Consider the following 24,342-nt stretch of genomic DNA (forward strand, 5'->3'; position numbering starts at 1 on the left):
CAAACATCAATGGAGCGTCTAGCTTCTGGCTCAAAAATCAACAGCGCAAAAGATGACGCTGCGGGTCTACAAATCTCGAACCGTTTGAACGTTCAAAGTCGTGGTCTTGATGTTGCTGTACGTAACGCGAACGACGGTATCTCTATTGCACAAACTGCTGAAGGTGCAATGAATGAGACGACTAACATCCTGCAACGTATGCGTGATTTGTCTCTACAATCTTCAAACGGCTCAAACTCAAAATCTGAGCGTGTAGCGATTCAAGAAGAAGTAACAGCGCTGAACGACGAACTGAACCGTATCGCGGAAACGACGTCTTTTGGTGGCAACAAGTTGCTTAACGGTACTCACGGTACTAAATCATTCCAAATCGGTGCAGACAACGGTGAAGCGGTAATGCTTCAACTGAAAGACATGCGCTCTGATAACGCTCAGATGGGTGGTAAGAGCTACCAAACTGAGAACGCGAAAGATAAAGATTGGAACGTTCAAGCAGGCTCTAACGACCTAAAAATGTCGTTCACTGATAACTTCGGTCAAGCACAAGAAATCGACATCAGCGCAAAAGCGGGTGACGACATCGAAGAGCTAGCAACGTACATCAACGGTCAACAAGACTCTGTTAAAGCGTCTGTAACTGAAGACGGTAAGCTACAAATGTTTACTGGTAACAACAAGGTTGAAGGCGAAGTGGCATTCTCTGGCAGCCTGGCTGGCGAACTAGGCATGCAACCTGGCAAAGACGTAACGGTTGATACTATCGACGTAACATCAGTTGGCGGCGCACAAGAGTCTGTAGCTATTATCGATGCGGCACTTAAGTATGTAGATAGCCACCGTGCTGAGCTAGGTGCTTTCCAAAACCGTTTCGACCACGCTATCAGCAACTTAGACAACATTAACGAGAACGTTAACGCATCTAAGAGCCGTATTAAAGAGAGATGAGCGCTAAACAGACCCAGCTTCGGCTGGGTTTTTTATTGCCTGCAATTTGGAGAAGGGGGGAGTTTTGGTGTTGGTCGTTGATTGGAAAGCGAGATTCCCTATCACGCTCGCTCCTCACTGTAGGGAGTGACGGGAATTGGGAAATGATGGTTTCCTCGCTTACTACATCGAAGCAGTCTTTCGTCACCCCAGAATCGAGTAGAACGAGATATCAGGGATCTCTTCTGACTTTATATTCAACACTACGCTCATTAACTTAAATAATGGGGCAACTTTAGCGAATGTCGCCCTATTAATTGAAGCCCGATCACACTTTCCTTTGTTGTTGAAAAGAATATGAAAAAAAGCGCATTTTTTATTAAAGCTTCTAATTAAGGCGCCGTTAAAGGGATTGAGAGAAATGATATGTACCAATGTAAGGTGAGAGAGACACTGGTGCATAAACAAAATTGATATGTATTTGTGTGAGGTGAGAGTCACATGGGTGCATTAAAAAAATGCCTAAAGGAGATCAACTATGGCGATTAATGTAAGCACAAATGTGTCTGCAATGACGGCTCAGCGCTACCTAAATAGCGCGGCTGAAGGTACTCAAAAATCAATGGAGCGTTTGTCTTCTGGCTATAAAATCAATAGCGCAAAAGATGATGCTGCAGGCCTACAAATCTCTAACCGCTTAACGTCGCAAAGTCGTGGCCTAGATATGGCTGTGAAAAACGCGAATGACGGTATCTCTATTGCACAAACAGCTGAAGGTGCGATGAATGAGTCAACCAACATTCTGCAACGTATGCGTGACCTTTCTCTTCAATCTGCAAACGGTTCAAACAGCAAGTCTGAGCGTGTTGCGATCCAAGAAGAAGTCTCTGCTCTAAACACAGAACTTAACCGTATCGCTGAAACAACCTCTTTTGGTGGTAACAAGCTTCTTAACGGTACTTACGGTAGCCAATCTTTCCAAATCGGTGCTGACTCAGGTGAAGCGGTAATGCTTTCTATGAGCAACATGCGTACTGACACTCAAGACATGGGTGGTAAGAGCTACGGTGTTACTGAAGGTAAAGATGCATCTTGGCGTGTAGGTGCGGGTGCTGATTTAACAATCAAATACAACGATAAGTTTGGTGAAGCGCAAGAGCTATCTATCTCTGCTAAAGAAGGCAACGATATCGAAGAGCTAGCAACTTACATCAATGGTCAAAGCCAAGACGTTAAAGCGTCTGTGGGTGAAGGCGGTAAACTGCAACTTTTCGCTTCAAGCCAAAAAGTTGAAGGTGATGTTGAGTTTGGCGGCAGCCTTGCGGGCGAACTAGGTATCGGTGCTGGTAAAGACGTTACCGTTAACGATATCGACGTAACTTCTGTTGCAGGTGCAAACGAAGCAGTATCTATCATTGATGGTGCTCTAAAATCTGTTGATAGCCAACGTGCTTCTCTAGGTGCTTTCCAAAACCGTTTTGACCATGCAATCAGCAACTTAGACAACATCAACGAAAACGTTAATGCATCTAAGAGTCGTATCAAAGATACCGATTACGCGAAAGAAACAACGGCAATGACGAAGTCTCAAATCCTACAACAGGCGAGTACTTCTATCCTAGCTCAAGCGAAACAATCACCATCAGCAGCTCTAAGCTTATTGGGCTAAACTTACCTCGGTAAGTAGCGGTAAACTCTACTCTGGGTAGAGTTTTACTGTATGGCTCATAAAGGAGGGAGGGAGAGTGTTATGGAAATATCATCCAACGCATCGAACATCCAGCCTTATGGCTCACCTAATGGCATTAAAATTGCAAGCGATGAAGGTAGTAGTGCGTCGAGTCTTTCGCGACTAAAAGAAGCAACATCTTATGACAAGGTAGAGAAATCGAAAGAGGAAGCTACCGAAGCGGCGATTCAATTAGCTCAACATAGACAAGAGTTAAATGATGAAGAGCGAGTCAAAATGGTGGAGAAGGTAAACGAGTTTATCTCCTCTCTCAATAAAGGTGTGGCTTTTAAGGTCGATGAAGAATCTGGGAGAGATGTGGTTACCATTTATGAGACCACAACCGGTGATATTATTCGCCAGATCCCTGATGAAGAAATGCTTGAAATTCTAAGACGCCTAGCAGCCCAAAACTCGAATAGTCGAATATTTGAGGTGAAGGTTTAAGTCGTATTATTGAGGTGATTTAATGAGTTTTGGCCCAATGGGGATTTCGTCTGGCATGGATATCAATTCCATGGTCAGCAAAATTGTTGATTCGGAGCGTGTACCTAAACAGCAACGAATCGACAATGAACGAATGCGAATCGATACCAGCATTAGTGCCTATGGAAGACTCAGAGAATCCCTTGATTCGATGAAAAACCTGATGACAAACTTTCGTCAGGAAAAAGCTTTTGCTGTGCGAACAGTGGAAAGTACCGATGAAGCGCTTGTCTCTGCAACCGCGACTACCGAAGCGATCGCTGGCAAATATGCCATCGATGTGTTGCAGCTTGCCCAAAGCCATAAAGTGGCTTCTGATGTACTGTCAGAGGACATGAAATTTGGCCCAGGTAAGCTGCAGGTTTCGCTTGGTGATGACAGCTTTGACGTGCAAGTTGGCGACAGATCGAGACTTATCGAAGTTGTTCGTGGTATCAACGGTGCAGATAGCAACCCAGGCGTTCGTGCATCTATTATCAACGATGTCGAAGGCCCTCGACTTATTGTTGCCTCGAACCAGTCCGGTTCCGATCAGCAGATCAGTATCAACGTCAAATCTGATGCTGCCAACCCTCTCAAAAAACTTGAATACAAAACCCTAGAAGAGCGTGTTAAAGCGCTAGAGAAAGCGCGCCTTGCCGCTCAAGACGTTCTTGCCCTGACTCCTGCAGGAAAAGCTGCACAACTCGTTGATGACGCGATTTCGAACGATGCCCCTAATGCGAGTGAAACACTCGATAAAGATGGCAATATCATCCCAGCAGCCCAAACCGATTCTACTTCAGATGTTGACGGAGACTCTAAAAGTCTCAGCTACGGTGAGCAAGCAGCCGCCGACGGCCAAGCCGCCCTAGACGCAGCTCAAGCGGCAAAGTCTGTGATGCCTGAAGATAATATCCCTGGCTGGACTGAAACCGCGTCAGGTACGCTTTTAGATTCTTACTACACACCAGAACTTGAGCTTGATGAAAAAGCGATAGAGAAGGCACCCGATGTGCCGGGGTGGTCAAATGCTGCCTCAGGTACTCTGACCGATTCATACGTGACACCGAAAGAAGCTCAGCAAAAGCTTGAGGCTGAGCAAGCGCGTATCGAAGAGAAGATTTCACAAGAAAAAGCGGAGTTGGCTGAGAAAGTTCAAAAAGGCGAACTCACCGCAGAGCAAGCCAAGAAAATTGAGCGTGCCAAATTAGAACCCGAAGAGCGCGAGCTCTTAGAGAAGGTCGATAAAGCGCAAGCAGATCTTGAACAAGCACAGCAATCTTTTGATACCTATAGTGGAATGACTGAAGTTCAGGCTGGCCAAGATTCTATGGTTGTCCTAGATGGTGTTGCTCAACTCTCTAGTAATAACAATGTGATTGAAGATGCCATTGAAGGTATTGATATTACGGTGAAAGGAAAAACGCCAAAAGATAAGCCGCCGGCAGAAATTGGTGTGGAGTACGACCGCAACAGTGTTCGCCAAGATATCGAATCCTTTGTGAGCTCTTATAACCAGTTCTATCAAGTGTCGAAAGACCTCGCGGGTGTTGATCCAACGACTGGTCAAAAAGGCCCGCTCTCTGGTGACAGTACAGTGCGTAACGCCGACTCCCGATTGAAAGGGGTGTTCTCATCAAGTATCGAAGGTGCGCCAGACAATCTAAAGTCTTTGACTGAATTCGGTATCACCACCACAAGACAAGGCTCGCTAGAAATCAACTACGATATGCTTGACCGTCAACTCAACAATAACTTTGATAAGTTGGGTGAGTTCTTTGGTGGCAACAACGGTTTCGCCAAAAAAGTGGAAGATGCGATTCAAGGTATCACAGGTATCACGGGTTCAATCCGTACTAGAGAAAAGAGCTTGGTCGAGCAAAACTACCGTTTGGTTGATGACCAAAGCGCGCTCGACCGCCGCATGGACAGCCTAGAGAGCCGTACCCACTCTAAGTTCACAGCCATGCAAGATGCGACCAGTAAGATGCAATCTCAGCTGGGCAGTATGATGAATGCGTTGGGCTAATAGATGAATAGCCAGCTACAAGAGCTTTGTGAACTCGATCAACTAATTATCTCTAAACTGGAATTTAGTGAAATTAATGCTGAAGAAATAACGCAGCTTGTCGATAACAGAGAACAGTTATTGCAAAACGTGCTTCAAATAATCGACTCACATCCCGACGTTAAGCAAAGTTCTGAATGGTTTGAAGCCATTACCAGAACCAGAAAATTAGTCGAATTGATGCAGTCTGAGACGAGTCGAGTAGGTAAGACCCTACATAAATACCGTCACGGCGCTAAATCAGTTCAACAATACAAAAAGTTTTTATAGAAGAGGTTTACTATGCGCGGTTCTTTACAGGCATATAAAAAGGTATCAGTGGATAGTCAGCTAACGGCTGCCTCACCGCATAAGATTGTACAAATGCTAATGGCCGGTGCTATCGAGCGTTTGATTCAAGGCAAAGCGGCAATGCAAGCAGGCAACATCCCAGTGAAAGGTGAGCGACTTGGTAAGGCTCTAGATATCATTATTAGCCTACGTAGTTGCCTATCTATGGACGATGGTGGCGATATTGCGAAAAACCTAGATCAACTTTATGAGTTCATGATCACGCAAATTTCTGCGGCAAATCACAAAAATGACCCACAGCCTATTGATGATGTTATCGATATTATTCGCGAAATTAAGAGCGCTTGGGACCAAATTCCGAACGAATATCACAACTTGACGTCCGCTGACGTAGGTATTTAAAGAAAAATTGCAGTTTTAACCAATCTCATATCCCTTAATTGGTTGGTTGCCTTATTTTTTTAATCAAATAAAATAGAAGCCATTAGATAGCCTAATGGCTTTTTTCGTTGCTGATTTCCTAAATTTGTCCACGTAGACCATAATCATTGATACTTTTCTCTGTTTTATCGATTACGTCGCTCACCGTTTTTCTGCATCGCACCAAAATAAAGGCAATAATTCCTACTTATGCAAGGTTTGGCAAAACTGCTTGTCGTCGACGATAACGCTCAAGATCGTCACAATTTAAGCACAATATTAGAGTTTGTAGGAGAGAGCTGCGAAGTAATCAGCTCTGAACAAGCACGTAAAGTTGACTGGTCACTACAGTGGGCCGGCTGCATTATTGGTACCATTAAAGGTAAAGGCTTCAACGCATTACTGAATGAGAAGCTTGTTCACGCCAATCACATCCCTTTACTGGTGATTGGCAAAAACAATCACCCGGTTGACGAGTTGACTAACTATGTTGGTGAGCTTGAACTTCCTCTTAACTACCCGCAATTAAGTGATGCATTAAGACACTGTAAAGACTTCTTAGGCCGCAAAGGTGTTCAAGTTGTGTCTTCGGCACGCAAGAACACCCTGTTTCGCAGCCTAGTAGGACAAAGTGCTGGCATTCAAGAAGTACGTCACTTAATTGAACAAGTCTCTTCTACGGAAGCGAACGTGCTGATTCTTGGTGAATCTGGTACAGGCAAAGAAGTCGTAGCGCGTAACATTCACTATCACTCTAAACGTCGTTCAGGGCCTTTTGTTCCTGTAAACTGTGGCGCGATTCCACCTGATTTGCTTGAAAGTGAACTGTTTGGTCATGAGAAGGGCGCATTTACTGGGGCGATTACCGCACGTAAAGGCCGTTTTGAATTGGCTGAAGGTGGCACACTGTTTCTTGATGAAATTGGCGATATGCCGATGGCGATGCAAGTTAAGCTGCTACGAGTACTGCAAGAGCGATGCTTTGAGCGTGTAGGTGGCAATAGCACCATACAAGCTGATGTTAGAGTGATTGCGGCAACCCACCGCAACCTTGAAGATATGATCGACGATGATTCGTTCCGTGAAGATCTTTACTACCGCTTAAATGTATTCCCGATTGAAATGCCGGCGCTTCAAGATCGTAAAGAAGATATTCCACTGTTGCTTCAAGAGCTGATGACTCGAATGGAAGCGGAAGGCAGCATGCCTATCTGTTTCACGGCTCGTGCTATCAACTCTTTGATGGAGCATTACTGGCCAGGTAACGTTCGTGAACTAGCGAACCTGGTTGAACGAATGGTTATCTTGTATCCAAACAGCTTGGTTGATGTGAATCACCTGCCAACTAAATATCGATACAGCGATATCCCTGAGTTCCAGCCAGAGTTTAATAGCTTTGGATCTGAAGAGGAGCAAGAGCGTGATGCACTTGCTGACTTATTCTCAGAAGATTTCAGTTTTGATCAGCAAGATGATATTGCCGACAATGCTAATGCGCCTCAAGAGTTACCGCCAGAAGGGGTTAACTTGAAAGAGCTACTCGCGGATATGGAAGTGAATATGATCAATCAAGCGTTGGAAGCGCAGGGCGGCATTGTTGCTCGTGCTGCTGACATGCTTGGAATGCGTAGAACCACTCTGGTTGAAAAAATGCGTAAATATAACTTGCAGCGATAGTGTCCAGTTTTCGATGAAAACGAAAAACTAGCACACACTTTTTAGCTATTTGGTAACTCTAGCTAAGTGAACAGATAAACCATAGTCGAGTTGTTGCTTGCTTAACTATGTGATAAATATAGCAAATAGCCTGACTCGTGTTGTACGTCTCAGGCTGTTTTAGTATTTGAGGCAAATTTTTGACATGCGCGTATCTAACGAACCAGAAAATCAATCACACCTAGATTCTGTTGAACAGCAGGTTGAGCGCTATAAGCAAGTACTCGACGTGATGCCAGCTGGGGTTATCTTGTTAGATACACACGGCGAAGTGAGAGAAGCGAACCCTGAAGCGCATCGTATTCTTGGTGTTGAGTTGGTTGGCGAGAAGTGGTTTTCAGTGATTCAAAGTGCCTTTGACCCAAAAGACGATGACGGTCATGAGATCTCATTGAAGAACGGGCGAAAAGTGCGTTTGGCGATTTCAGCCTCTACCACGGGTCAGCTGATTTTGATTACCGATCTGACCGAGACCCGACTATTGCAGTCTCGCGTGAGTGATCTTCAGCGTTTGTCTTCATTAGGTAGAATGGTGGCCTCGCTTGCCCATCAAGTGCGAACGCCGCTTTCAAGTGCGATGCTGTATGCATCAAACCTTGCCGCGCCAAATCTGCCGCCGGCAACAAAAACGCGTTTTCAATCTAAGCTTATGGATAGATTGCATGACTTAGAGAAGCAAGTGAACGACATGCTGTTGTTTGCCAAAGGTGGTGACAACAAAGTCGTTAAGCCATTTACTGTGGCTGAATTGATCACTGAATTTCACCCTATGGTGGAAGCGGCATTGAAAACTAACCAGATTGATTATTGCCAAGAAGTTGAGGGCGAACAGACTCAAATGTTCGGCAACGCCAATGCTATCGCCTCAGCGTTAAGCAACCTAGTGTTGAACGCGGTTCAAATTGCGGGTAAGGAATCGCAGATCGATGTGTTTTTTAGGCCCGTAAATGGCGAGCTTAAGATATCAGTGCAAGACAGTGGCCCCGGCGTACCGAAAGAGCTTCAAGGTAAAATAATGGAACCCTTCTTTACCACTCGTTCACAAGGTACAGGTCTAGGCTTAGCGGTTGTACAAATGGTATGTCGAGCACATGAAGGCCGACTGGAATTGATATCAGAAGAAGGCGACGGCGCATGCTTTACCATGTGTCTACCGCTTGAAAGAAGTGCTTCTTCTGAAGACTAATAAGTTTTAACTGAATTTACACTGGAGAATCCTATGGCTCAAAGCAAAGTGTTAATCGTCGAAGATGATGAAGGTCTACGCGAAGCCCTTGTCGACACACTCGCGCTTGCTGGCTATGAATGGCTGGAAGCGGATTGTGCGGAAGATGCTCTGGTCAAATTAAAATCGAACTCCGTTGATATTGTCGTATCTGACGTGCAGATGGCGGGCATGGGTGGCTTGGCACTATTGAGAAACATTAAGCAGCATTGGCCAAATTTGCCGGTATTGCTAATGACAGCGTACGCCAACATCGAAGATGCCGTTGCTGCAATGAAAGAGGGCGCTATCGACTATATGGCAAAGCCATTTGCGCCAGAAGTGCTGCTCAACATGGTCAGCCGTTATGCGCCTGTAAAGTCGGATGACAACGGCGACGCTATCGTTGCTGATGAAAAAAGTATCAAGCTAATGATGCTGGCTGATAAAGTTGCGAAAACCGATGCCAACGTCATGGTGTTGGGCCCGAGTGGTTCTGGTAAAGAGGTGATGTCTCGCTACATTCACAATGCTTCTAGCCGAAAAGATGGCCCGTTTGTCGCGATTAACTGCGCGGCGATCCCAGACAACATGTTAGAAGCGACCCTGTTTGGTTATGAAAAAGGCGCATTTACTGGCGCTATTCAAGCTTGCCCGGGGAAATTCGAGCAAGCGCAGGGCGGTACAATTCTGTTGGATGAGATCAGTGAAATGGATCTTAGCCTACAAGCCAAACTACTGCGTGTTTTGCAAGAGCGCGAAGTTGAGCGATTAGGTAGTCGTAAGAGCATCAAATTGGATGTTCGTGTATTAGCGACCAGTAACCGAGACCTTAAACAGTATGTTTCTGACGGGAATTTCCGTGAGGATTTATACTACCGCCTGAATGTATTCCCAATTTCTTGGCCTCCATTGTGCGAGCGTAAAGGCGATATTGAGCCTTTAGCCAAGCACTTAGTCGAGCGCCACTGCACCAAACTTGGTATGCCTGTACCCGTTATGTCAGCGCAAGCGATCAGTAAACTCGTCAATTATCCGTGGCCGGGCAATGTTCGCGAATTAGACAATGTGGTACAGCGTGCGTTAATATTGAGCGAACAAGAGAACATCTCTGGTGAGCACATTCTTCTTGAAGGTGTCGATTGGCAAGACGCAAGCAGCCTACAACAAATCGTTGAAGGCACTGACGTAGCTGCGCCAGAAATCAAGCCGATTGCCGAAGCAAACCCAATCAATAAAATCGCGGCTAGCAGCGAAGGGTTAGGTAATGAGCTTAGAGATCAAGAGTATGCGATCATTCTTGAAACCCTGATTGCATGTAATGGCCGACGCAAAGATATGGCTGAAAAACTGGGCATTAGCCCTCGTACACTGCGTTACAAGTTGGCTAAAATGCGCGATGCTGGAATAGATATCCCAAACTGAGGATAGATTAGTAGTGTCAGCTTTCTGACTAGTGTAATACGATATCTAGTCAATTAAATGTGTGGCACGCTAATTGCTCTGTCAATAATATAGCTAAATAGATGGTCATAATTTTGACTCCTGAGGTAGTAGATGAGAATAGATGGTTTACAAGGCGAAATGCAGGCAATGATGGTCGAAGCTGCCAGCGCGCGTCCCGCAGCAACGGGGCAAGCGGTCGGTGCAGATTTTGGCAACATGCTGACTAATGCCATCAATAATGTGAACTCATTACAAAAGACCTCAGGTGATCTTCAAGCTCGTTTTGATAGTGGCGACCAAAGCGTATCCCTAGCGGACGTGATGATTGCTCGTAATAAATCTAGTGTGGCTTTTGAGGCGACGATCCAAATTAGAAATAAATTGGTCGAATCGTACAAAGAGCTGATGAATATGCCGGTATAAGTTGGGTAGTTAAATAGTGGCAGATAATAGTCAAACAACAGATTTAACCGTAAGCGATAGCAACGACCATGCACTTATTGCAGGCTCTGAGCTAGACGGAGAAGGGCAAAATCCCGATCTAGGTGAACGCAGTTCATCGAAGTTCGATATGGCTGTCGGTGATCTTGATTTACTTCGTCAGGTCGTCTTAGTCCTTTCTATCTCTATCTGTGTAGCGCTGATTGTGATGCTGTTTTTCTGGGTAAAAGAGCCAGAAATGCGTCCATTAGGGGCTTACGAAACAGAAGAATTGATCCCCGTTCTTGATTACTTAGATCTGCAAAAGATCGATTACACGCTTGAAGGCAATACCATCTCAGTACCGGCGAGTGAGTACAACTCATTAAAGCTTAATATGGTACGAGCGGGTTTGAATCAAGAGCGAAACGCGGGTGATGACATCCTCATGCAAGACATGGGTTTTGGTGTATCACAACGTTTAGAACAAGAACGCCTTAAATTAAGCCGCGAAAGACAACTTGCCAAAGCCATTGAGCAGATGAAACAGGTGCGTAAAGCTCAGGTTTTATTGGCCCTGCCGAAGCAGAGTGTTTTTGTACGTCATAATCAAGAAGCCTCTGCTTCTGTATTCCTAACTCTAAAAACAGGTACTAACCTCAAGCAGCAAGAAGTTGATTCTGTTGTGGATATGGTGGCAAGTGCCGTTCCGGGAATGAAAACCTCACGTATTACGGTGACCGATCAGCATGGCCGATTGTTGAGCTCAGGCTCTCAAGACCCTATGTCAGCGGCGCGTCGTAAAGAACACGAGTTAGAGCGCAATCAAGAACAAGCGCTGCGTGAAAAAATTGACTCCATCCTGATTCCTATTCTTGGGTTTGGTAACTACACCGCTCAGGTTGATATCCAGCTCGATTTCAGTGCTGTGGAGCAAACCAGAAAACGTTTTGATCCGAATACACCGGCGACTCGAAGTGAATACACCTTAGAAGATTACAACAATGGAAATACGGTGGCGGGTATTCCGGGTGCGTTGAGTAACCAGCCTCCAGCGGATGCCTCAATTCCACAAGATGTGGCTCAGATGAAAGACGGCGCGATGACAGGTCAAGGCTCTGTTCACAAAGAAGCGACTCGAAACTTTGAGCTAGACACCACCATCAGTCATGAACGTAAACAGAGCGGCACGGTTAATCGTCAGACGGTTTCTGTTGCGATCAAAGACCGCCAATCCTTGAACCCAGATACGGGTGAAGTGGTTCATACGCCAATCCCGGCGAGCGAAATCAATGCGATTCGCCAAGTACTGATTGGTACGGTGGGCTTTGATGAAACTCGTGGTGATTTGCTCAACGTATTAAGCATGCAGTTTGCACCTCAAGTAACAGATGTTGTTGCTGATGTGCCAATCTGGGAGCATCCAAACTTCAATGATTGGGTTCGTTGGTTTGCAAGTGCCTTGGTTATCATTGTGGTGGTGTTGGTACTTGTTCGCCCTGCAATGAAGAAACTGCTTAACCCAGCAGCAGACAACGATGAACAGATGTACGGACCTGATGGCATGCCAATTGGTGCCAACGGCGAAACCAGCTTAATTGGTGGTGATATTGAAGGTGGTGAGCTGTTTGAATTTGGTTCAAGTATCGACTTACCAAACCTTCATAAAGACGAGGACGTGCTGAAAGCAGTACGTGCACTTGTAGCGAATGAACCAGAGCTAGCAGCTCAAGTAGTTAAGAATTGGATGGTAGATGGCTAACGAAATAGTTCCACAACAAACTGAAGGCGGTGAAGTGCTTGATGTCTCTAGCGTGGATATCGGCTCTATCTCAGGCGATGAGCGCGCTGCGATCTTGTTGCTCAGTTTAAATGAAGAAGATGCTGCTGGTATTATTCGTCACCTAGAGCCAAAGCAGGTTCAGCGTGTGGGTAGTGCGATGGCGCGAGCTACAGACCTATCCCAAGAGAAAGTAGGCGCTGTGCACCGTGCTTTCTTAGATGATATTCAGAAGTACACCAACATTGGTATGGGCAGCGAAGACTTCATGCGTAATGCGTTAGTTGCTGCTCTGGGTGAAGACAAGGCGAATAACCTTGTTGACCAAATCCTTCTCGGCACAGGTTCGAAAGGTTTGGATTCGCTTAAGTGGATGGATCCTCGTCAGGTGGCGAGCATTATCATCAACGAGCACCCTCAAATTCAAACTATTGTGTTGTCGTACCTCGATGCCGATCAATCGGCTGAGATCCTGTCTCAGTTCCCAGAGCGAGTTCGTCTGGATCTGATGATGCGTATTGCCAACCTTGAAGAAGTTCAACCTTCGGCGCTTGCTGAACTGAATGAAATCATGGAGAAACAGTTCGCGGGTCAAGCGGGTGCTCAAGCTGCCAAAATTGGTGGCCTGAAAGCCGCGGCTGAGATCATGAACTACATGGATAACAACGTGGAAGGCGTCTTGATGGATCAAATCCGTGACCAAGACGAAGACATGGCAACACAGATTCAAGATCTGATGTTTGTCTTTGAAAACCTTATTGAAGTTGATGACCAAGGTGTTCAACGACTACTACGTGATGTTCCACAAGATATTCTACAGAAAGCACTTAAAGGTGCAGATGAAGGTCTACGTGAGAAGATCTTCAAGAACATGTCTAAACGTGCTGCCGATATGATGAGAGACGATATTGAGGCGATGCCGCCAGTCAAAGTCTCTGATGTTGAAGCGGCTCAGAAAGAGATTTTGGGTATCGCGAGGAAGATGGCAGACAGTGGCGAAATTATGCTGTCTGGTGGCGCCGACGAGTTCCTTTAATACAGAAATCTCAAAAGCCCCACACTGTTGGGGCTTTTCTTTATCCAATCTCGAACCACAGATTAACTCAGTTTAACTGCTTGAATTCACAATACAGTTAAGCCACTCATAGATAGGTACTGATATGTCAGGTGATAGAAAACGCGGCTTCCTTCGCCCTGAAGAAGATAATACGGTTGCCCAACCTCAGAAATGGGGGCTGCCTGACTACACCTCTGACGTGAGCAAACAAGCCAAAGAAACCGCTTTTAACTACGACCCTAGTTGGATGCCAACGGTTGAAGAAGCCATTGAAGATGAAGAGCTGGTTCTGACTGAAGAGCAAATCGAGCTGATTAAACAAGGCGCTTATCAGGAAGGGCTGCATCAAGGCCAAGAGGCGGGCTTTAAGCAAGGCTATGAAAAAGGCAAAGAAGAAGGTTTTGCTGCCGGTCACGAAGAAGGCAACGAAGCCGGCAAGCTTGAAGGCGTAACCGCGGGTCAAGAGTACATTCAACAGCAGGTGGCCGTCTTCATGGGGCTGGCAAACCAGTTCGCTCAACCATTAGAGTTGATGAACGCTCAGGTGGAGAAGCAATTGGTCGACATGGTGCTTACCATGGTCAAAGAAGTGGTTCATGTTGAAGTGCAAACCAACCCACAAATCATATTAGATACCGTTAAAGAATCGGTAGAGTCGTTGCCGATTTCTGGTCACGCAATCACATTGAAACTCAATCCGGAAGATGTGGCGATCATTCGCTCTGCGTATGGCGAGACTGAATTGGACTGCCGTAATTGGACGCTGGTCGCAGAGCCAGCACTCAACCGTGGTGATGTACAAATTGAAGCGGGTGAGTCGAGCGTTAACTACCGCATGGAAGATCGTGTAAAGAACGTTATTCAAAATTTCTGCGGCGCAAATCGTCACCAAGGTCATGAGTAATGCTTGAGTTAGCGAATCGTCTCAGTCAGTACAAAGTCGAGGGGCTAAAATCGCGACCAATTGCCTCTGGTAAATTAGTACGCGTTGTTGGCTTAACGCTTGAAGCGACCGGCTGTAAAGCGCCAATCGGCAGTTTGTGTTTAGTCGAAACCATGTCTGGTCAGATGGAAGCCGAAGTCGTCGGTTTCTCTGGCGATAACCTATTTTTGATGCCGAGTGAGCAAATCACCGGGATCTTACCTGGCGCTCGCGTCACGCCAATGACTACCGAAAGTGGTATCCCTGTTGGAATGGAACTGCTCGGTCGAGTGATCGACGGCGTAGGTAATCCACTCGACGGTTTAGGTCCAATCTATACAGAGCAACGCGCTTCATTTAATGCGGAGCCAATCAACCCGTTAGCTCGTAAACCGATTTCTGAACCACTCGATGTCGGCTTGAAAGCCATTAATGGTTTGCTAACCGTGGGTAAAGGGCAACGTATCGGTCTGTTTGCTGGCTCTGGTGTCGGTAAATCCGTAACTCTGGGCATGATGACTCGAGGCACAACTGCGCAAGTAGTGGTCGTAGGCCTAATCGGTGAGCGTGGACGAGAAGTTAAAGAATTTATTGAAGAGATTCTTGGTGAAGATGGCCGTAAGCGTTCGGTTGTTGTTGCCGCTCCTGCCGACTCATCACCATTGATGCGCTTAAAAGGCTGTCAAACCGCGTTGGCTGTCGCCGAGTACTTCCGCGACCAAGGCTTAGATGTTCTGCTACTCATGGATTCATTGACCCGTTTTGCTCAAGCTCAGCGTGAAATTGCTCTGTCTGTGGGTGAGCCGCCAGCAACCAAGGGCTATCCGCCATCAGTCTTCGCTAAGCTTCCTGCGCTGGTGGAACGAGCAGGTAACGGCAATGATGAACAAGGTTCTATCACGGCTTTCTTTACCGTGTTAACCGAAGGCGATGACTTACAAGATCCGATTGCGGATGCGTCGCGAGCAATTCTCGATGGTCACGTTGTGTTATCTCGTGAGATGGCCGATGCCGGTCACTACCCAGCGATTGACGTTGAGAAATCCGTCAGTCGTGTTATGCCGCAAATCACCACTGAAGAACATGTCTTGATGTCGAAAGCGGTAAGGCAAGTGCTGTCTATTTGCCGTAAAAACCAAGATTTGGTGTCGATTGGTGCTTACAAGCCAGGAACGGATCCAGCAATCGATAGTGCCTTCACGTTGAAACCAAAACTGGATGAGTACTTGCAGCAGAAGATGAAAGAGACCGTCCCATACGACATGTGCGTCAACATGTTGAAACATGTATTGGGTGGCTAACGGGTGAATAAGGTTAGTCATGGATAACGCATTAGAATTTTTGCTCGATCAAGCCAAAGATCAAGAGAACCAAGCGGTACTTGCGCTCAACAAAGCGAACTCTGAGCTGCAAGGCTACTATGAGCAGGTTGCGCAGATTGAAAAGTATCGACTGGATTACTGTCAGCAGCTCGTTGACCGCGGCAAGGCAGGCTTAACGGCGAGCCAATATGGTCACTTGAACCGCTTCTTAACTCAGTTGGATGAAACATTATCCAAACAGAGAGAAGCCGAGCACCACTTTAAAAATCAAGTCGACAACTGCCAAAGCTACTGGATGGAGTTACGCAAAAAACGTAAATCCTACGAGTGGTTGATGGAGAAAAAGCAGAAAGAGAAAGCAAAGCTGCAAGATCGAAGAGAACAAAAGCAAATGGATGAGTTCTCGACTCTGTTATACAGCCGAAAGAAGATGTGATCCTAAGCCACGAACGACGTAGGTGCTGTTCTTGATATTGTGAGAACCGAACTTATAGGCATGTTTCTTGCTCCGTTTTATATAAAATTGCGCGTTATGCCCACCAAAGGCATGAAAAGCATCCGACTTTCTTTTTGTTGCCTGATTCATGGCAGCAAAGCTAGTAGATAGAGCTTGTATATATGAATGTTAGTCTTTCCTCAAATTCAGCGACCAACAAAATGTCATCGTTGTTGGACACCGGTTCTGCCTCTTCCAAGGTAGAAGAAACCGGCGACTCTAAAGGTTTCTTTGAGTCCTTTAAAGAAGCGCTCGGCTTTGAAGAAAGTGACAGTAAAGTCGCAGCAAAAGACACAGAAAGCACTGCGAAACCTGATACTAAACAGACATCTACCGAAGGTGAAGCGTCAGCCGAAGCGAACAAAGGTGATTCCGCTGAATCAAAGGCTACTGACGAAGTGAGCGAAGCGCAAAGCAAGCAAGCAGCTTCAGAAGTAGAAGGCGAGAAAGCTGCTGATAAAACATCAGCAGAGGCTGCGTCTGGATCTGAGGCTCAGCTCAAAGCCAATTCGGGCACTGATAGCACTGTCGCTGATAAGACTGTTGCAGATAAGGCAGATGGTAAAGATGCGCAGGATACGACTAACGAATCTAAAGAACATATTGCTCAATCCCAAACTCAGGGTCCATCAGCGGTAGATGGTGCTACGCAGGCATCGCAAGCCAATGCAGCGATGAGCGAAGGCAATAAATTGCTTGGTCAATTGGATGAGGCAAACAAAACCCTAAATCAAGCGCCAAACGGCAAAGGCTTGCCTCAGCAAGGTCAGGTAGAACAAGCCCAAGGTAATATCACCGGTGCTTCTGTTGCAGGAGTTTCCGTTACGGATAAGGCGACACAACAAGCTAAGGCTGCAAATCAGGAGAAGAGCCTTGAAGTCGATTCTGAAATCGCTGTACTTACCGGAGGTAAGGGTGTTTCTCAGCTAACTGATACTGAAATTCGACAGTTGATGGATAAAGGCGTCACTCCAGAACAAATTGAAGCCAGTATGAGCCGAGAGCTGAGCCAAAAGAATGCAGCTAGTGCGGTTGCTGCCGAGCAGAGCCAAGCATTGTCAGCCGTGGATATTGAACTGGCAAAGCAAGTAGATGCCCATACCAAAGCGCTAAACCAATTGAATGGACAAATCGAATCAGAGCAGTCTGTTGTCGATAGCTTGCTTGATAAGCAACAAAGTGGCGCTAAGTTGACGGTTGATGAGCAAGCCGCTTTGGCTAAAGCGACCTCTAACCTAGACCTGTTGAATCAACAGCTCGCTAACGTTCAACAACAAGTAACAGCTTTGCTAAGTCAAGCTCCGGCTGCGAACAGTGCGTCTGGTGAACCCACTGCTATCGATTGGGATAATACGGATTCAAGCGAAACTAAAGCCTTAGCTGCGGCAGCATCAACAGCAGCTGTAGCGACGGCTACACAACAAGTGTCAGCGCAGGCCGCTTCTCAATCAGCAAACAATGCTCTTACGGACAAGGCGGCAATGCTGCACGCCAATAATGCACATGCAGCCCAACAGGCCGCAGCTCAACAAGCTAATGTGGCTTCACCTCAGCAGCAAGCAACGTTGGATCCAGCTTTAACCGCGCAAGGAATGGCGATGAATGCAACGCCAGCTGCCACAAAAGCAGGCTCGACTGATACGCTTCTTAAAGCGGGCGCCGGTGCAGCAGCACTGTCTGGTTTGGGTAAAGCGGGTGCTAAAGAAGATTCTAAAGATTCGACCTTTGCTCAGCAGATCGCTTCTGCGGCTGGTGCACAAGGTACGGCAACGGTGGGTTCAGCACCTACGCGAGCTGAAATTCAAGCTGCTCAACAAGCGCCCTTACAGCTCACCAAAGAGCTAGCCAATGAGCAAGTGGCTGAAAAAGTACAAATGATGATGTCTAAGAACCTTAAGAACTTGGACATTCGTCTCGACCCACCAGAATTGGGCCAAATGAAAATCCGCATGACGATGAATAATGACGTGGCAAACGTGCACTTTACGGTGAGTAATCAGCAAGCGAGAGATGTGATTGAACAAACCTTACCTCGCTTGAGAGAGATGCTTGCTCAGCAAGGTCTGCAGCTTGCCGATTCGTCTGTTCAACAACAGAACTCCGGTCAGGGACAAGATAGATACAACAATGGTGAGCAACAATCCGGCGCTAACCGCACAAATGATACGCAAGGTGATGAAAACCTTGATAGTGGCAGCAATCTTGAATTGAATGTCGCATCAAAGCGTGATGGAATTAGTTATTATGCCTAATATCAGGCTAAGAACGCTTGGTTAATAGAAAAAACCAGTTAATAAAAAGAACCATCAGTTAATCGCAAGAACAGGAAGTTAGAGTAAGATATGGCCGAAGAACAAGATGCACCTAAAGGGAAGAGCAAGCTCCTTATAATTATTATTGCCGTAGTTGTGTTACTGCTTGGTATAGGTGGTGCGCTGTACTTTTTCTTAGGTTCTGACGATAGCGCCTCTGAATCTCAGTCTCAGCCAGCAACGGCTGTGGTCGCTGCAGAGCCGGTTATGTATGTTAATATTCCTCAGCCCTTCTTGTTTAATGTGACAGGTGACAAAAAAGATCGCCTAGTTCAGATAAAAGCACAGCTCATGGTACGTGGCAGTAAGAATGAAGACCTGGCTCGTTACCACTCTCCACTTGTAGAAAGTACGCTACTGGCCACGTTCGCTTCGGCAACGGTTGATCAATTGCGCTCACCAACAGGCCGCGTGGAACTGCGTAATAAGGCAACAGAAGATATTAAAGCAAGCCTGGCTCAAGCTGTTGGCCAGCCTGTGATTGAAAAAGTGTTATTCACTGACTTCGTAATTCAATAGGTAATTTGTGACCGATTTATTAAGCCAAGACGAAATTGATGCGCTGTTACATGGCGTTGATGATGTTGAAGAAGTTGAAGATGTCTTAGAAACCGAAAATGACAATGCGGTCAATTTCGACTTCTCATCTCAAGATCGAATCGTCCGTGGTCGAATGCCGACCCTTGAACTTATTAACGAGCGCTTCGCACGTCATATGCGTATCAGCTTGTTTAATATGTTACGTAAAACGGCTGAAGTGTCGATCAACGGCGTACAGATGATGAAGTTTGGTGAGTACCAAAACACATTGTATGTACCCACCAGTTTAAACATGGTTCGTTTCCGTCCATTGAAAGGTACGGCACTCATCACCATGGAAGCTCGTCTGGTTTTCATTCTCGTAGAGAACTTTTTTGGCGGTGATGGTCGTTTCCACGCCAAGATTGAAGGTCGTGAATTCACGCCTACTGAAAGACGAATCATTCAGTTACTGCTGAAAATTGTTTTTGAAGATTACAAAGAAGCTTGGTCGCCAGTGATGGGGGTTGAGTTTGAATACTTGGATTCCGAAGTGAACCCAAGTATGGCGAACATTGTGAGCCCAACCGAAGTGATTGTTGTGAGTTCGTTCCACATTGAAGTGGATGGCGGTGGTGGTGACTTCCACGTTGTCATGCCTTACTCCATGGTTGAGCCGATCCGTGAACTGCTTGATGCGGGTGTTCAATCAGACAAGATGGAAACCGATGTTCGTTGGAGTACCGCACTGCGTGATGAGATCATGGATGTGCCCGTCAATTTCCGCGTGAATTTGCTAGAGCAAGATATTTCCCTTCGTGATCTGATGGAGCTGCGCCCTGGTGATGTTATCCCAATGAACATGCCTGAGCACGCAACCATGTTTGTCGAAGAACTGCCGACTTATCGTGTGAAAATGGGCCGTTCTGGTGAGAAGCTTGCAGTACAGATTTCGGAAAAAATTCAAAGACCACATGTGGTTAAAACTGATCTCGCTTTTCTAGGTAAAGACTTATTGTCTGAGCTCGAAAACAGTGATGATGACGACGAATAGTAAAATAGATAAAAGTATAGGAATTGGTAATGGAACCTAGTGAAGATCAAAAGCTAGCAGACGAATGGGCTGCAGCACTTGGTGAAGATCCTTCAGCGCCGTCAATTGATGTTGATGATGTGCTTGCGGCACCACTTGATGAGCTAACCGATTCATCATCTCCGATTTCTGAAGATGAGCGTCGTAAGCTGGATACCATTATGGATATCCCCGTGACTATTTCGATGGAAGTTGGCCGCTCTCAGATCAGTATCCGTAATTTACTTCAGTTGAACCAAGGTTCGGTTGTTGAGCTAGATCGAATCGCTGGTGAGTCACTGGATGTGATGGTAAACGGTACCTTGATTGCTCATGGTGAAGTGGTTGTGGTGAACGACAAGTTTGGTATTCGTTTGACTGACGTTATTAGCCAAACAGAACGAATTAAGAAGCTGCGTTAATGAGCTTTTTGTCTCAAAGACTTGCGGGCTCTTTTCTCGGAATGACAGGTTTGTTACGAGGAATCTTGGGAGTAGGGCTATTAACGGCTCCTTCCATTGCCTTTGCAGCAACACCGCCTTCTCTCGATTTAGCGACCACCTTTGGGTCGCTAATTTTCGTTATAGCCTTCATTTTATTTATTGCTTGGCTACTCAAGCGAATGCAAGTACCTGCGATGTCGAATCAACAAGGTTTGGCGATTGTTAGGCAAATCCCTGTTGGTACTAAAGAGCGTATCGCTATTGTGCAAGCGGGTGATGAACAGTTCTTGGTAGGGATTACCACACAATCGATTCAGCTGATCTCTAAGCTCGATAAACCTCTTACTCAGGAGATGCTGGAAAAAAGTACATTTTCAAGTCAGCTTTCCCAGCTAATAAAAAAAGATGCAAACAAGTAACGGACTTTTGAACTCCTCTTACTTTCACCAAGCCGGAGCTTTCCGAGCGGTGAAAGTGTGGTTGGTTCAGCTTATTCTCCTATGCTCAATCGTATTCAGTGTGTCGGTATTTGCACAAGCTGAAGACGGCACCGTCATTCCTGCGAATACCGCTGGCTCGGAATCGGTCACTATCAGCACGATGGAACAAGACCAAGCCAAATCGACAACCATGACCACGGGCAGCTTGACTGGCAATGGTGGCGGCATACCTGCCTTTACCATGACAACCAATGCCAATGGCGGTGAAGACTACTCGATTAACCTGCAAATTCTCGCGTTAATGACCATGCTTGGCTTCTTGCCGGCGATGGTGATTTTGATGACATCGTTCACTCGTATTGTGGTTGTGATGTCTATCTTGCGTCAGGCGATGGGTCTACAACAAACACCGTCTAACCAAGTCATTATTGGTATCGCGATATTCTTGACCTTCTTCATCATGTCGCCAGTGATTAATCAAGTTAACGAACAAGCAGTTCAGCCTTATCTTAATGAACAGATATCGGCACGACAGGCATTTGATGTTGCCCAAAAACCGATTAAATCCTTCATGCTCAAGCAGACTCGAATCAAAGATCTTGAAACCTTTGTTGAGATTTCTGGCGCGGAAGTGACTAACCCTGAAGATGTTTCGATGGCGGTTCTGATTCCAGCATTTATCACATCGGAATTAAAAACGGCTTTCCAAATCGGATTTATGCTGTTCTTGCCTTTCCTAATCATCGACTTGGTGGTGGCATCGGTATTGATGGCTATGGGTATGATGATGTTGTCACCGATGATTGTATCGCTGCCGTTTAAGTTGATGCTGTTTGTTCTTGTTGATGGCTGGAACTTGATACTCTCCACACTCGCCGGCAGTTTTGCCTTGTAGCTGGGGGAATAATGAATCCTGAAATATTCGTAGAGTTGTTCCGAGATGCCCTTTGGATGGTATTAATCATGGTTTGCGCCATCATTATTCCTAGCCTGCTGATCGGTTTGGTTGTGGCTGTTTTCCAAGCTGCGACCTCAATCAACGAACAAACCCTGAGTTTCCTGCCGCGTTTGATAGTAACTTTGTTGGCGTTGATGCTATTTGCACACTGGATGACCCAGATGATGATGGAGTTCTTTTTCGAACTCATCGAACGCTTGCCGCAAGTTCTGTATTAGACCGATATGGAATACCCAACGAGCCTTGTACTAGAGTGGTTAGCCAATTATTTTTGGCCATACACTCGCATCTCAGCGATGCTGATGGTGATGACGGTAACAGGGGCACGCTTCGTGTCGCCGCGTATTCGTCTGTATTTAGGTTTGGCTATCACCTTTGCCGTGATGCCCGCAATTCCTGCTGTTCCCAAAGAGATCGAACTGCTCTCTTTCCAAGGGTTCTTAACGGTGTTTGAGCAAATCGTGATTGGTGTTGCTATGGGCTTTGTTACTCAGTTTATGATTCAGACCTTCGTCATGCTCGGCCAGATCTTGGGTATGCAATCTAGCTTGGGCTTCGCCTCAATGGTTGACCCCGCTAACGGACAGAATACGCCAGTACTTGGTCAGTTGTTCATGTTGCTTGCGACCATGTTTTTTTTGGCGACCGATGGTCACTTGAAAATGCTGCAGTTGGTGGTGTTCAGTTTTAAGACTTTGCCGATTGGCAGTGGCTCTCTGACTTCGGTCGATTTTCGAGAACTCGCGTTGTGGCTCGGTATCATGTTCAAAACGGCATTAGCAATGTCGTTGTCGGGCATTATCGCGCTACTAACGATTAACCTTTCTTTTGGTGTAATGACGCGTGCTGCACCTCAGTTAAACATCTTTTCTTTGGGTTTTGCATTTGCGCTACTCGTGGGTCTGTTACTTTGTTGGTACATCCTTGGCGGCTTGTATAGTCACTATGAGCTATTCTGGATGCAAGGCGAACAACAGATATGTCGTCTAATCCGGTTAGATTGCTAGGAGACTGAAATGGCAGAGTCAGACGGTCAAGAACGCACAGAAGACGCCACGCCCAAACGCTTGCAACAGGCCAAAGAAAAAGGGCAGGTTGCAAGGTCGAAAGAGCTAGCGTCGGCGTCGGTACTGATAGTAGGTGCGATTGCATTAATGTGGTTTGGCGAATCGATGGCGAAGGCGTTGTTCGAGGCTATGCAACGTCTGTTTTCTCTGAGCCGCGACGAGATTTTTGATACCAATAAACTCTTCGAAATTGCCGGTGGTGCACTGGTGAATTTGCTGTTTCCGCTGTTTTTGATCCTGATAACCTTATTCGTTGCAGCAGTCATTGGTGCGGCGGGTGTCGGTGGGATTAACTTTTCAATGCAAGCCGCGATGCCAAAGGCGTCTAAGCTCAATCCACTCAGTGGTATCAAGCGTATGTTTGGCCTACAAAGTTGGGTTGAACTGCTCAAATCTATTTTGAAAGTAGCTCTTGTATCAGGCATGGCCATTTATCTGATTCAGGCCTCTCAGCATGATTTAATGCAGCTGAGCATGGATGTTTATCCGCAGAATATCTTTCATGCTTTGGATATCTTGCTCAACTTTATTCTTTTAATCAGTTGCTCTCTGCTTATTGTGGTGGCGATTGATATCCCGTTCCAGATCTGGCAACACGCCGATCAATTGAAGATGACCAAACAAGAAGTCAAAGACGAATTTAAAGATACTGAAGGTAAGCCGGAAGTGAAAGGGCGAATTCGTATGCTTCAAAGGGAAGCGGCTCAACGTCGAATGATGGCTGATGTTCCTCAAGCGGATGTGATTGTGACCAACCCAGAGCACTTTTCCGTGGCATTGCGCTATAAGCAGAATCAAGATAAAGCGCCGATTGTGGTTGCCAAAGGTGTCGACCACATGGCGATGAAAATCCGAGAAATTGCGCGCGAAAACGACATCTATATTGTTCCAGCGCCACCATTGGCGAGGGCGCTTTATCACACCACTGAGCTAGAACAACAAATTCCTGACGGTCTGTTTACGGCAGTTGCGCAGGTACTTGCATATGTTTTCCAGCTTAAGCAGTACCGAAAACGAGGAGGGGAGAGGCCAAAACTGCAAGATTCTAATATGCCGATCCCACCTGATTTACGTCATTAGATCAATTGCTTGAGCTCTGCGTGATGAACCTTGATAATAGCGAGCTAGCTAATCTTCTTTTTATTGAGGTGATGGCGATAATTTGACGTGAGATGTTGGTACAGTGTTTGCTGTAGTAAGCCTGAACATTATAAGCCCATAGCAAAACAGCCCTGACTAAGATCTAATCCACTTCTTCAGAGAGCTAC

The 24,342-nt window shown here is 46.1% G+C and carries 23 protein-coding genes and 1 pseudogene; all 24 read left to right on the forward strand.

The features are described from left to right. Nucleotides 1-939 (forward strand): annotated as a pseudogene (locus F0229_RS11980) (flagellin); the annotation flags it as partial. A gap of 523 nt (nt 940-1,462) precedes the next feature. Next, a complete protein-coding gene (locus F0229_RS11985; RefSeq protein ID WP_017071200.1) occupies nt 1,463-2,593 on the forward strand; it encodes a flagellin in 1,131 nt (376 codons plus the stop codon). A gap of 81 nt (nt 2,594-2,674) precedes the next feature. Further along, the gene (gene flaG, locus F0229_RS11990; protein ID WP_017066380.1) at nt 2,675-3,100 is read left to right on the forward strand and encodes a flagellar protein FlaG; all 426 of its coding nucleotides are present in this window, start codon (nt 2,675-2,677) and stop codon (nt 3,098-3,100) included. 22 nt (nt 3,101-3,122) lie between these two features. Next, nucleotides 3,123-5,150 carry a flagellar filament capping protein FliD gene (gene fliD, locus F0229_RS11995; protein ID WP_171732940.1) on the forward strand — a complete coding sequence of 676 codons (2,028 nt, stop codon included), beginning with the start codon at nt 3,123-3,125 and terminating at the stop codon, nt 5,148-5,150. 3 nt (nt 5,151-5,153) lie between these two features. Beyond that, nucleotides 5,154-5,459: a flagellar protein FliT gene (locus F0229_RS12000; RefSeq protein WP_017060688.1), complete on the forward strand. Its 306-nt coding sequence runs from the start codon at nt 5,154-5,156 to the stop codon at nt 5,457-5,459. Between the two features lie 12 nt (nt 5,460-5,471). Beyond that, complete coding sequence (gene fliS, locus F0229_RS12005; protein ID WP_004736194.1) at nt 5,472-5,882, forward strand: flagellar export chaperone FliS; 411 nt, start codon at nt 5,472-5,474, stop codon at nt 5,880-5,882. A 228-nt stretch (nt 5,883-6,110) separates the two neighbouring features. After that, a complete protein-coding gene (locus tag F0229_RS12010) occupies nt 6,111-7,577 on the forward strand; it encodes a sigma-54 dependent transcriptional regulator (RefSeq protein WP_017064122.1) in 1,467 nt (488 codons plus the stop codon). Nucleotides 7,578-7,761: 184 nt separating this feature from the next. Then, nucleotides 7,762-8,802, forward strand: coding sequence for a PAS domain-containing sensor histidine kinase (locus F0229_RS12015; protein WP_017060686.1), 1,041 nt, complete (start codon nt 7,762-7,764; stop codon nt 8,800-8,802). Between the two features lie 33 nt (nt 8,803-8,835). Next, entirely contained in the window at nt 8,836-10,245 is a 1,410-nt protein-coding gene (locus tag F0229_RS12020) for a sigma-54 dependent transcriptional regulator (RefSeq protein WP_171732941.1), read from the forward strand. Nucleotides 10,246-10,377: 132 nt separating this feature from the next. Beyond that, entirely contained in the window at nt 10,378-10,689 is a 312-nt protein-coding gene (gene fliE / locus F0229_RS12025) for a flagellar hook-basal body complex protein FliE (protein WP_171732942.1), read from the forward strand. Nucleotides 10,690-10,705: 16 nt separating this feature from the next. Further along, the gene (gene fliF, locus F0229_RS12030; protein ID WP_017068985.1) at nt 10,706-12,448 is read left to right on the forward strand and encodes a flagellar basal-body MS-ring/collar protein FliF; all 1,743 of its coding nucleotides are present in this window, start codon (nt 10,706-10,708) and stop codon (nt 12,446-12,448) included. Continuing rightward, nucleotides 12,441-13,502, forward strand: coding sequence for a flagellar motor switch protein FliG (fliG, locus tag F0229_RS12035; RefSeq protein ID WP_017060682.1), 1,062 nt, complete (start codon nt 12,441-12,443; stop codon nt 13,500-13,502). Before fliF ends, fliG begins: the two co-directional genes overlap by 8 nt. A 124-nt stretch (nt 13,503-13,626) precedes the next feature. Continuing rightward, the gene (fliH, locus tag F0229_RS12040; RefSeq protein WP_017060681.1) at nt 13,627-14,427 is read left to right on the forward strand and encodes a flagellar assembly protein FliH; all 801 of its coding nucleotides are present in this window, start codon (nt 13,627-13,629) and stop codon (nt 14,425-14,427) included. Next, the gene (gene fliI, locus F0229_RS12045) at nt 14,427-15,746 is read left to right on the forward strand and encodes a flagellar protein export ATPase FliI (protein ID WP_017060680.1); all 1,320 of its coding nucleotides are present in this window, start codon (nt 14,427-14,429) and stop codon (nt 15,744-15,746) included. The genes fliH and fliI overlap by 1 nt, the downstream gene beginning before the upstream one ends. A 19-nt stretch (nt 15,747-15,765) precedes the next feature. Beyond that, nucleotides 15,766-16,203: a flagellar export protein FliJ gene (gene fliJ / locus F0229_RS12050; RefSeq protein ID WP_017060679.1), complete on the forward strand. Its 438-nt coding sequence runs from the start codon at nt 15,766-15,768 to the stop codon at nt 16,201-16,203. Nucleotides 16,204-16,385: 182 nt separating this feature from the next. Beyond that, nucleotides 16,386-18,515, forward strand: coding sequence for a flagellar hook-length control protein FliK (locus F0229_RS12055; RefSeq protein ID WP_017060678.1), 2,130 nt, complete (start codon nt 16,386-16,388; stop codon nt 18,513-18,515). Between the two features lie 90 nt (nt 18,516-18,605). Then, nucleotides 18,606-19,094 carry a flagellar basal body-associated protein FliL gene (fliL, locus tag F0229_RS12060; RefSeq protein WP_017060677.1) on the forward strand — a complete coding sequence of 163 codons (489 nt, stop codon included), beginning with the start codon at nt 18,606-18,608 and terminating at the stop codon, nt 19,092-19,094. Between the two features lie 7 nt (nt 19,095-19,101). After that, nucleotides 19,102-20,148 carry a flagellar motor switch protein FliM gene (gene fliM / locus F0229_RS12065; RefSeq protein ID WP_017060676.1) on the forward strand — a complete coding sequence of 349 codons (1,047 nt, stop codon included), beginning with the start codon at nt 19,102-19,104 and terminating at the stop codon, nt 20,146-20,148. 29 nt (nt 20,149-20,177) lie between these two features. After that, the gene (gene fliN, locus F0229_RS12070; RefSeq protein ID WP_004739851.1) at nt 20,178-20,588 is read left to right on the forward strand and encodes a flagellar motor switch protein FliN; all 411 of its coding nucleotides are present in this window, start codon (nt 20,178-20,180) and stop codon (nt 20,586-20,588) included. Next, nucleotides 20,588-21,028: a flagellar biosynthetic protein FliO gene (fliO, locus tag F0229_RS12075; protein ID WP_017060675.1), complete on the forward strand. Its 441-nt coding sequence runs from the start codon at nt 20,588-20,590 to the stop codon at nt 21,026-21,028. Before fliN ends, fliO begins: the two co-directional genes overlap by 1 nt. After that, nucleotides 21,015-21,944, forward strand: a complete 930-nt coding sequence (gene fliP, locus F0229_RS12080) for a flagellar type III secretion system pore protein FliP (protein WP_017064117.1) — start codon at nt 21,015-21,017, stop codon at nt 21,942-21,944. The genes fliO and fliP overlap by 14 nt, the downstream gene beginning before the upstream one ends. An 11-nt stretch (nt 21,945-21,955) precedes the next feature. Beyond that, nucleotides 21,956-22,225, forward strand: coding sequence for a flagellar biosynthesis protein FliQ (gene fliQ, locus F0229_RS12085; RefSeq protein ID WP_029235191.1), 270 nt, complete (start codon nt 21,956-21,958; stop codon nt 22,223-22,225). 6 nt (nt 22,226-22,231) lie between these two features. Further along, on the forward strand, nt 22,232-23,014 hold the full coding sequence (gene fliR / locus F0229_RS12090; RefSeq protein ID WP_017060672.1) for a flagellar biosynthetic protein FliR: 783 nt from the start codon (nt 22,232-22,234) through the stop codon (nt 23,012-23,014). A 9-nt stretch (nt 23,015-23,023) separates the two neighbouring features. Then, complete coding sequence (gene flhB / locus F0229_RS12095) at nt 23,024-24,154, forward strand: flagellar biosynthesis protein FlhB (RefSeq protein ID WP_048661512.1); 1,131 nt, start codon at nt 23,024-23,026, stop codon at nt 24,152-24,154. Nucleotides 24,155-24,342: the final 188 nt, after the last annotated feature.

Origin of the sequence: Vibrio sp. AIC-3, from assembly GCF_013114515.1 — a bacterium.
Lineage (GTDB): Bacteria > Pseudomonadota > Gammaproteobacteria > Enterobacterales > Vibrionaceae > Vibrio > Vibrio crassostreae_C.

What these genes read in the sequence shown, in the direction of transcription:
- fliH (WP_017060681.1), top strand. Translation starts at nt 13,627, where the DNA reads ATGTCAGGTGATAGAAAACGCGGCTTCCTTCGCCCTGAAGAAGATAAT.
- flaG (WP_017066380.1), top strand. Translation starts at nt 2,675, where the DNA reads ATGGAAATATCATCCAACGCATCGAACATCCAGCCTTATGGCTCACCT.
- F0229_RS12000 (WP_017060688.1), top strand. Translation starts at nt 5,154, where the DNA reads ATGAATAGCCAGCTACAAGAGCTTTGTGAACTCGATCAACTAATTATC.
- fliO (WP_017060675.1), top strand. Translation starts at nt 20,588, where the DNA reads ATGAGCTTTTTGTCTCAAAGACTTGCGGGCTCTTTTCTCGGAATGACA.
- fliL (WP_017060677.1), top strand. Translation starts at nt 18,606, where the DNA reads ATGGCCGAAGAACAAGATGCACCTAAAGGGAAGAGCAAGCTCCTTATA.
- fliQ (WP_029235191.1), top strand. Translation starts at nt 21,956, where the DNA reads ATGAATCCTGAAATATTCGTAGAGTTGTTCCGAGATGCCCTTTGGATG.
- fliN (WP_004739851.1), top strand. Translation starts at nt 20,178, where the DNA reads ATGGAACCTAGTGAAGATCAAAAGCTAGCAGACGAATGGGCTGCAGCA.
- F0229_RS11985 (WP_017071200.1), top strand. Translation starts at nt 1,463, where the DNA reads ATGGCGATTAATGTAAGCACAAATGTGTCTGCAATGACGGCTCAGCGC.
- F0229_RS12020 (WP_171732941.1), top strand. Translation starts at nt 8,836, where the DNA reads ATGGCTCAAAGCAAAGTGTTAATCGTCGAAGATGATGAAGGTCTACGC.
- fliI (WP_017060680.1), top strand. Translation starts at nt 14,427, where the DNA reads ATGCTTGAGTTAGCGAATCGTCTCAGTCAGTACAAAGTCGAGGGGCTA.
- fliR (WP_017060672.1), top strand. Translation starts at nt 22,232, where the DNA reads ATGGAATACCCAACGAGCCTTGTACTAGAGTGGTTAGCCAATTATTTT.
- F0229_RS12055 (WP_017060678.1), top strand. Translation starts at nt 16,386, where the DNA reads ATGAATGTTAGTCTTTCCTCAAATTCAGCGACCAACAAAATGTCATCG.
- fliE (WP_171732942.1), top strand. Translation starts at nt 10,378, where the DNA reads ATGAGAATAGATGGTTTACAAGGCGAAATGCAGGCAATGATGGTCGAA.
- fliG (WP_017060682.1), top strand. Translation starts at nt 12,441, where the DNA reads ATGGCTAACGAAATAGTTCCACAACAAACTGAAGGCGGTGAAGTGCTT.
- fliS (WP_004736194.1), top strand. Translation starts at nt 5,472, where the DNA reads ATGCGCGGTTCTTTACAGGCATATAAAAAGGTATCAGTGGATAGTCAG.
- fliP (WP_017064117.1), top strand. Translation starts at nt 21,015, where the DNA reads ATGCAAACAAGTAACGGACTTTTGAACTCCTCTTACTTTCACCAAGCC.
- flhB (WP_048661512.1), top strand. Translation starts at nt 23,024, where the DNA reads ATGGCAGAGTCAGACGGTCAAGAACGCACAGAAGACGCCACGCCCAAA.
- F0229_RS12015 (WP_017060686.1), top strand. Translation starts at nt 7,762, where the DNA reads ATGCGCGTATCTAACGAACCAGAAAATCAATCACACCTAGATTCTGTT.
- fliD (WP_171732940.1), top strand. Translation starts at nt 3,123, where the DNA reads ATGAGTTTTGGCCCAATGGGGATTTCGTCTGGCATGGATATCAATTCC.
- F0229_RS12010 (WP_017064122.1), top strand. Translation starts at nt 6,111, where the DNA reads ATGCAAGGTTTGGCAAAACTGCTTGTCGTCGACGATAACGCTCAAGAT.
- fliJ (WP_017060679.1), top strand. Translation starts at nt 15,766, where the DNA reads ATGGATAACGCATTAGAATTTTTGCTCGATCAAGCCAAAGATCAAGAG.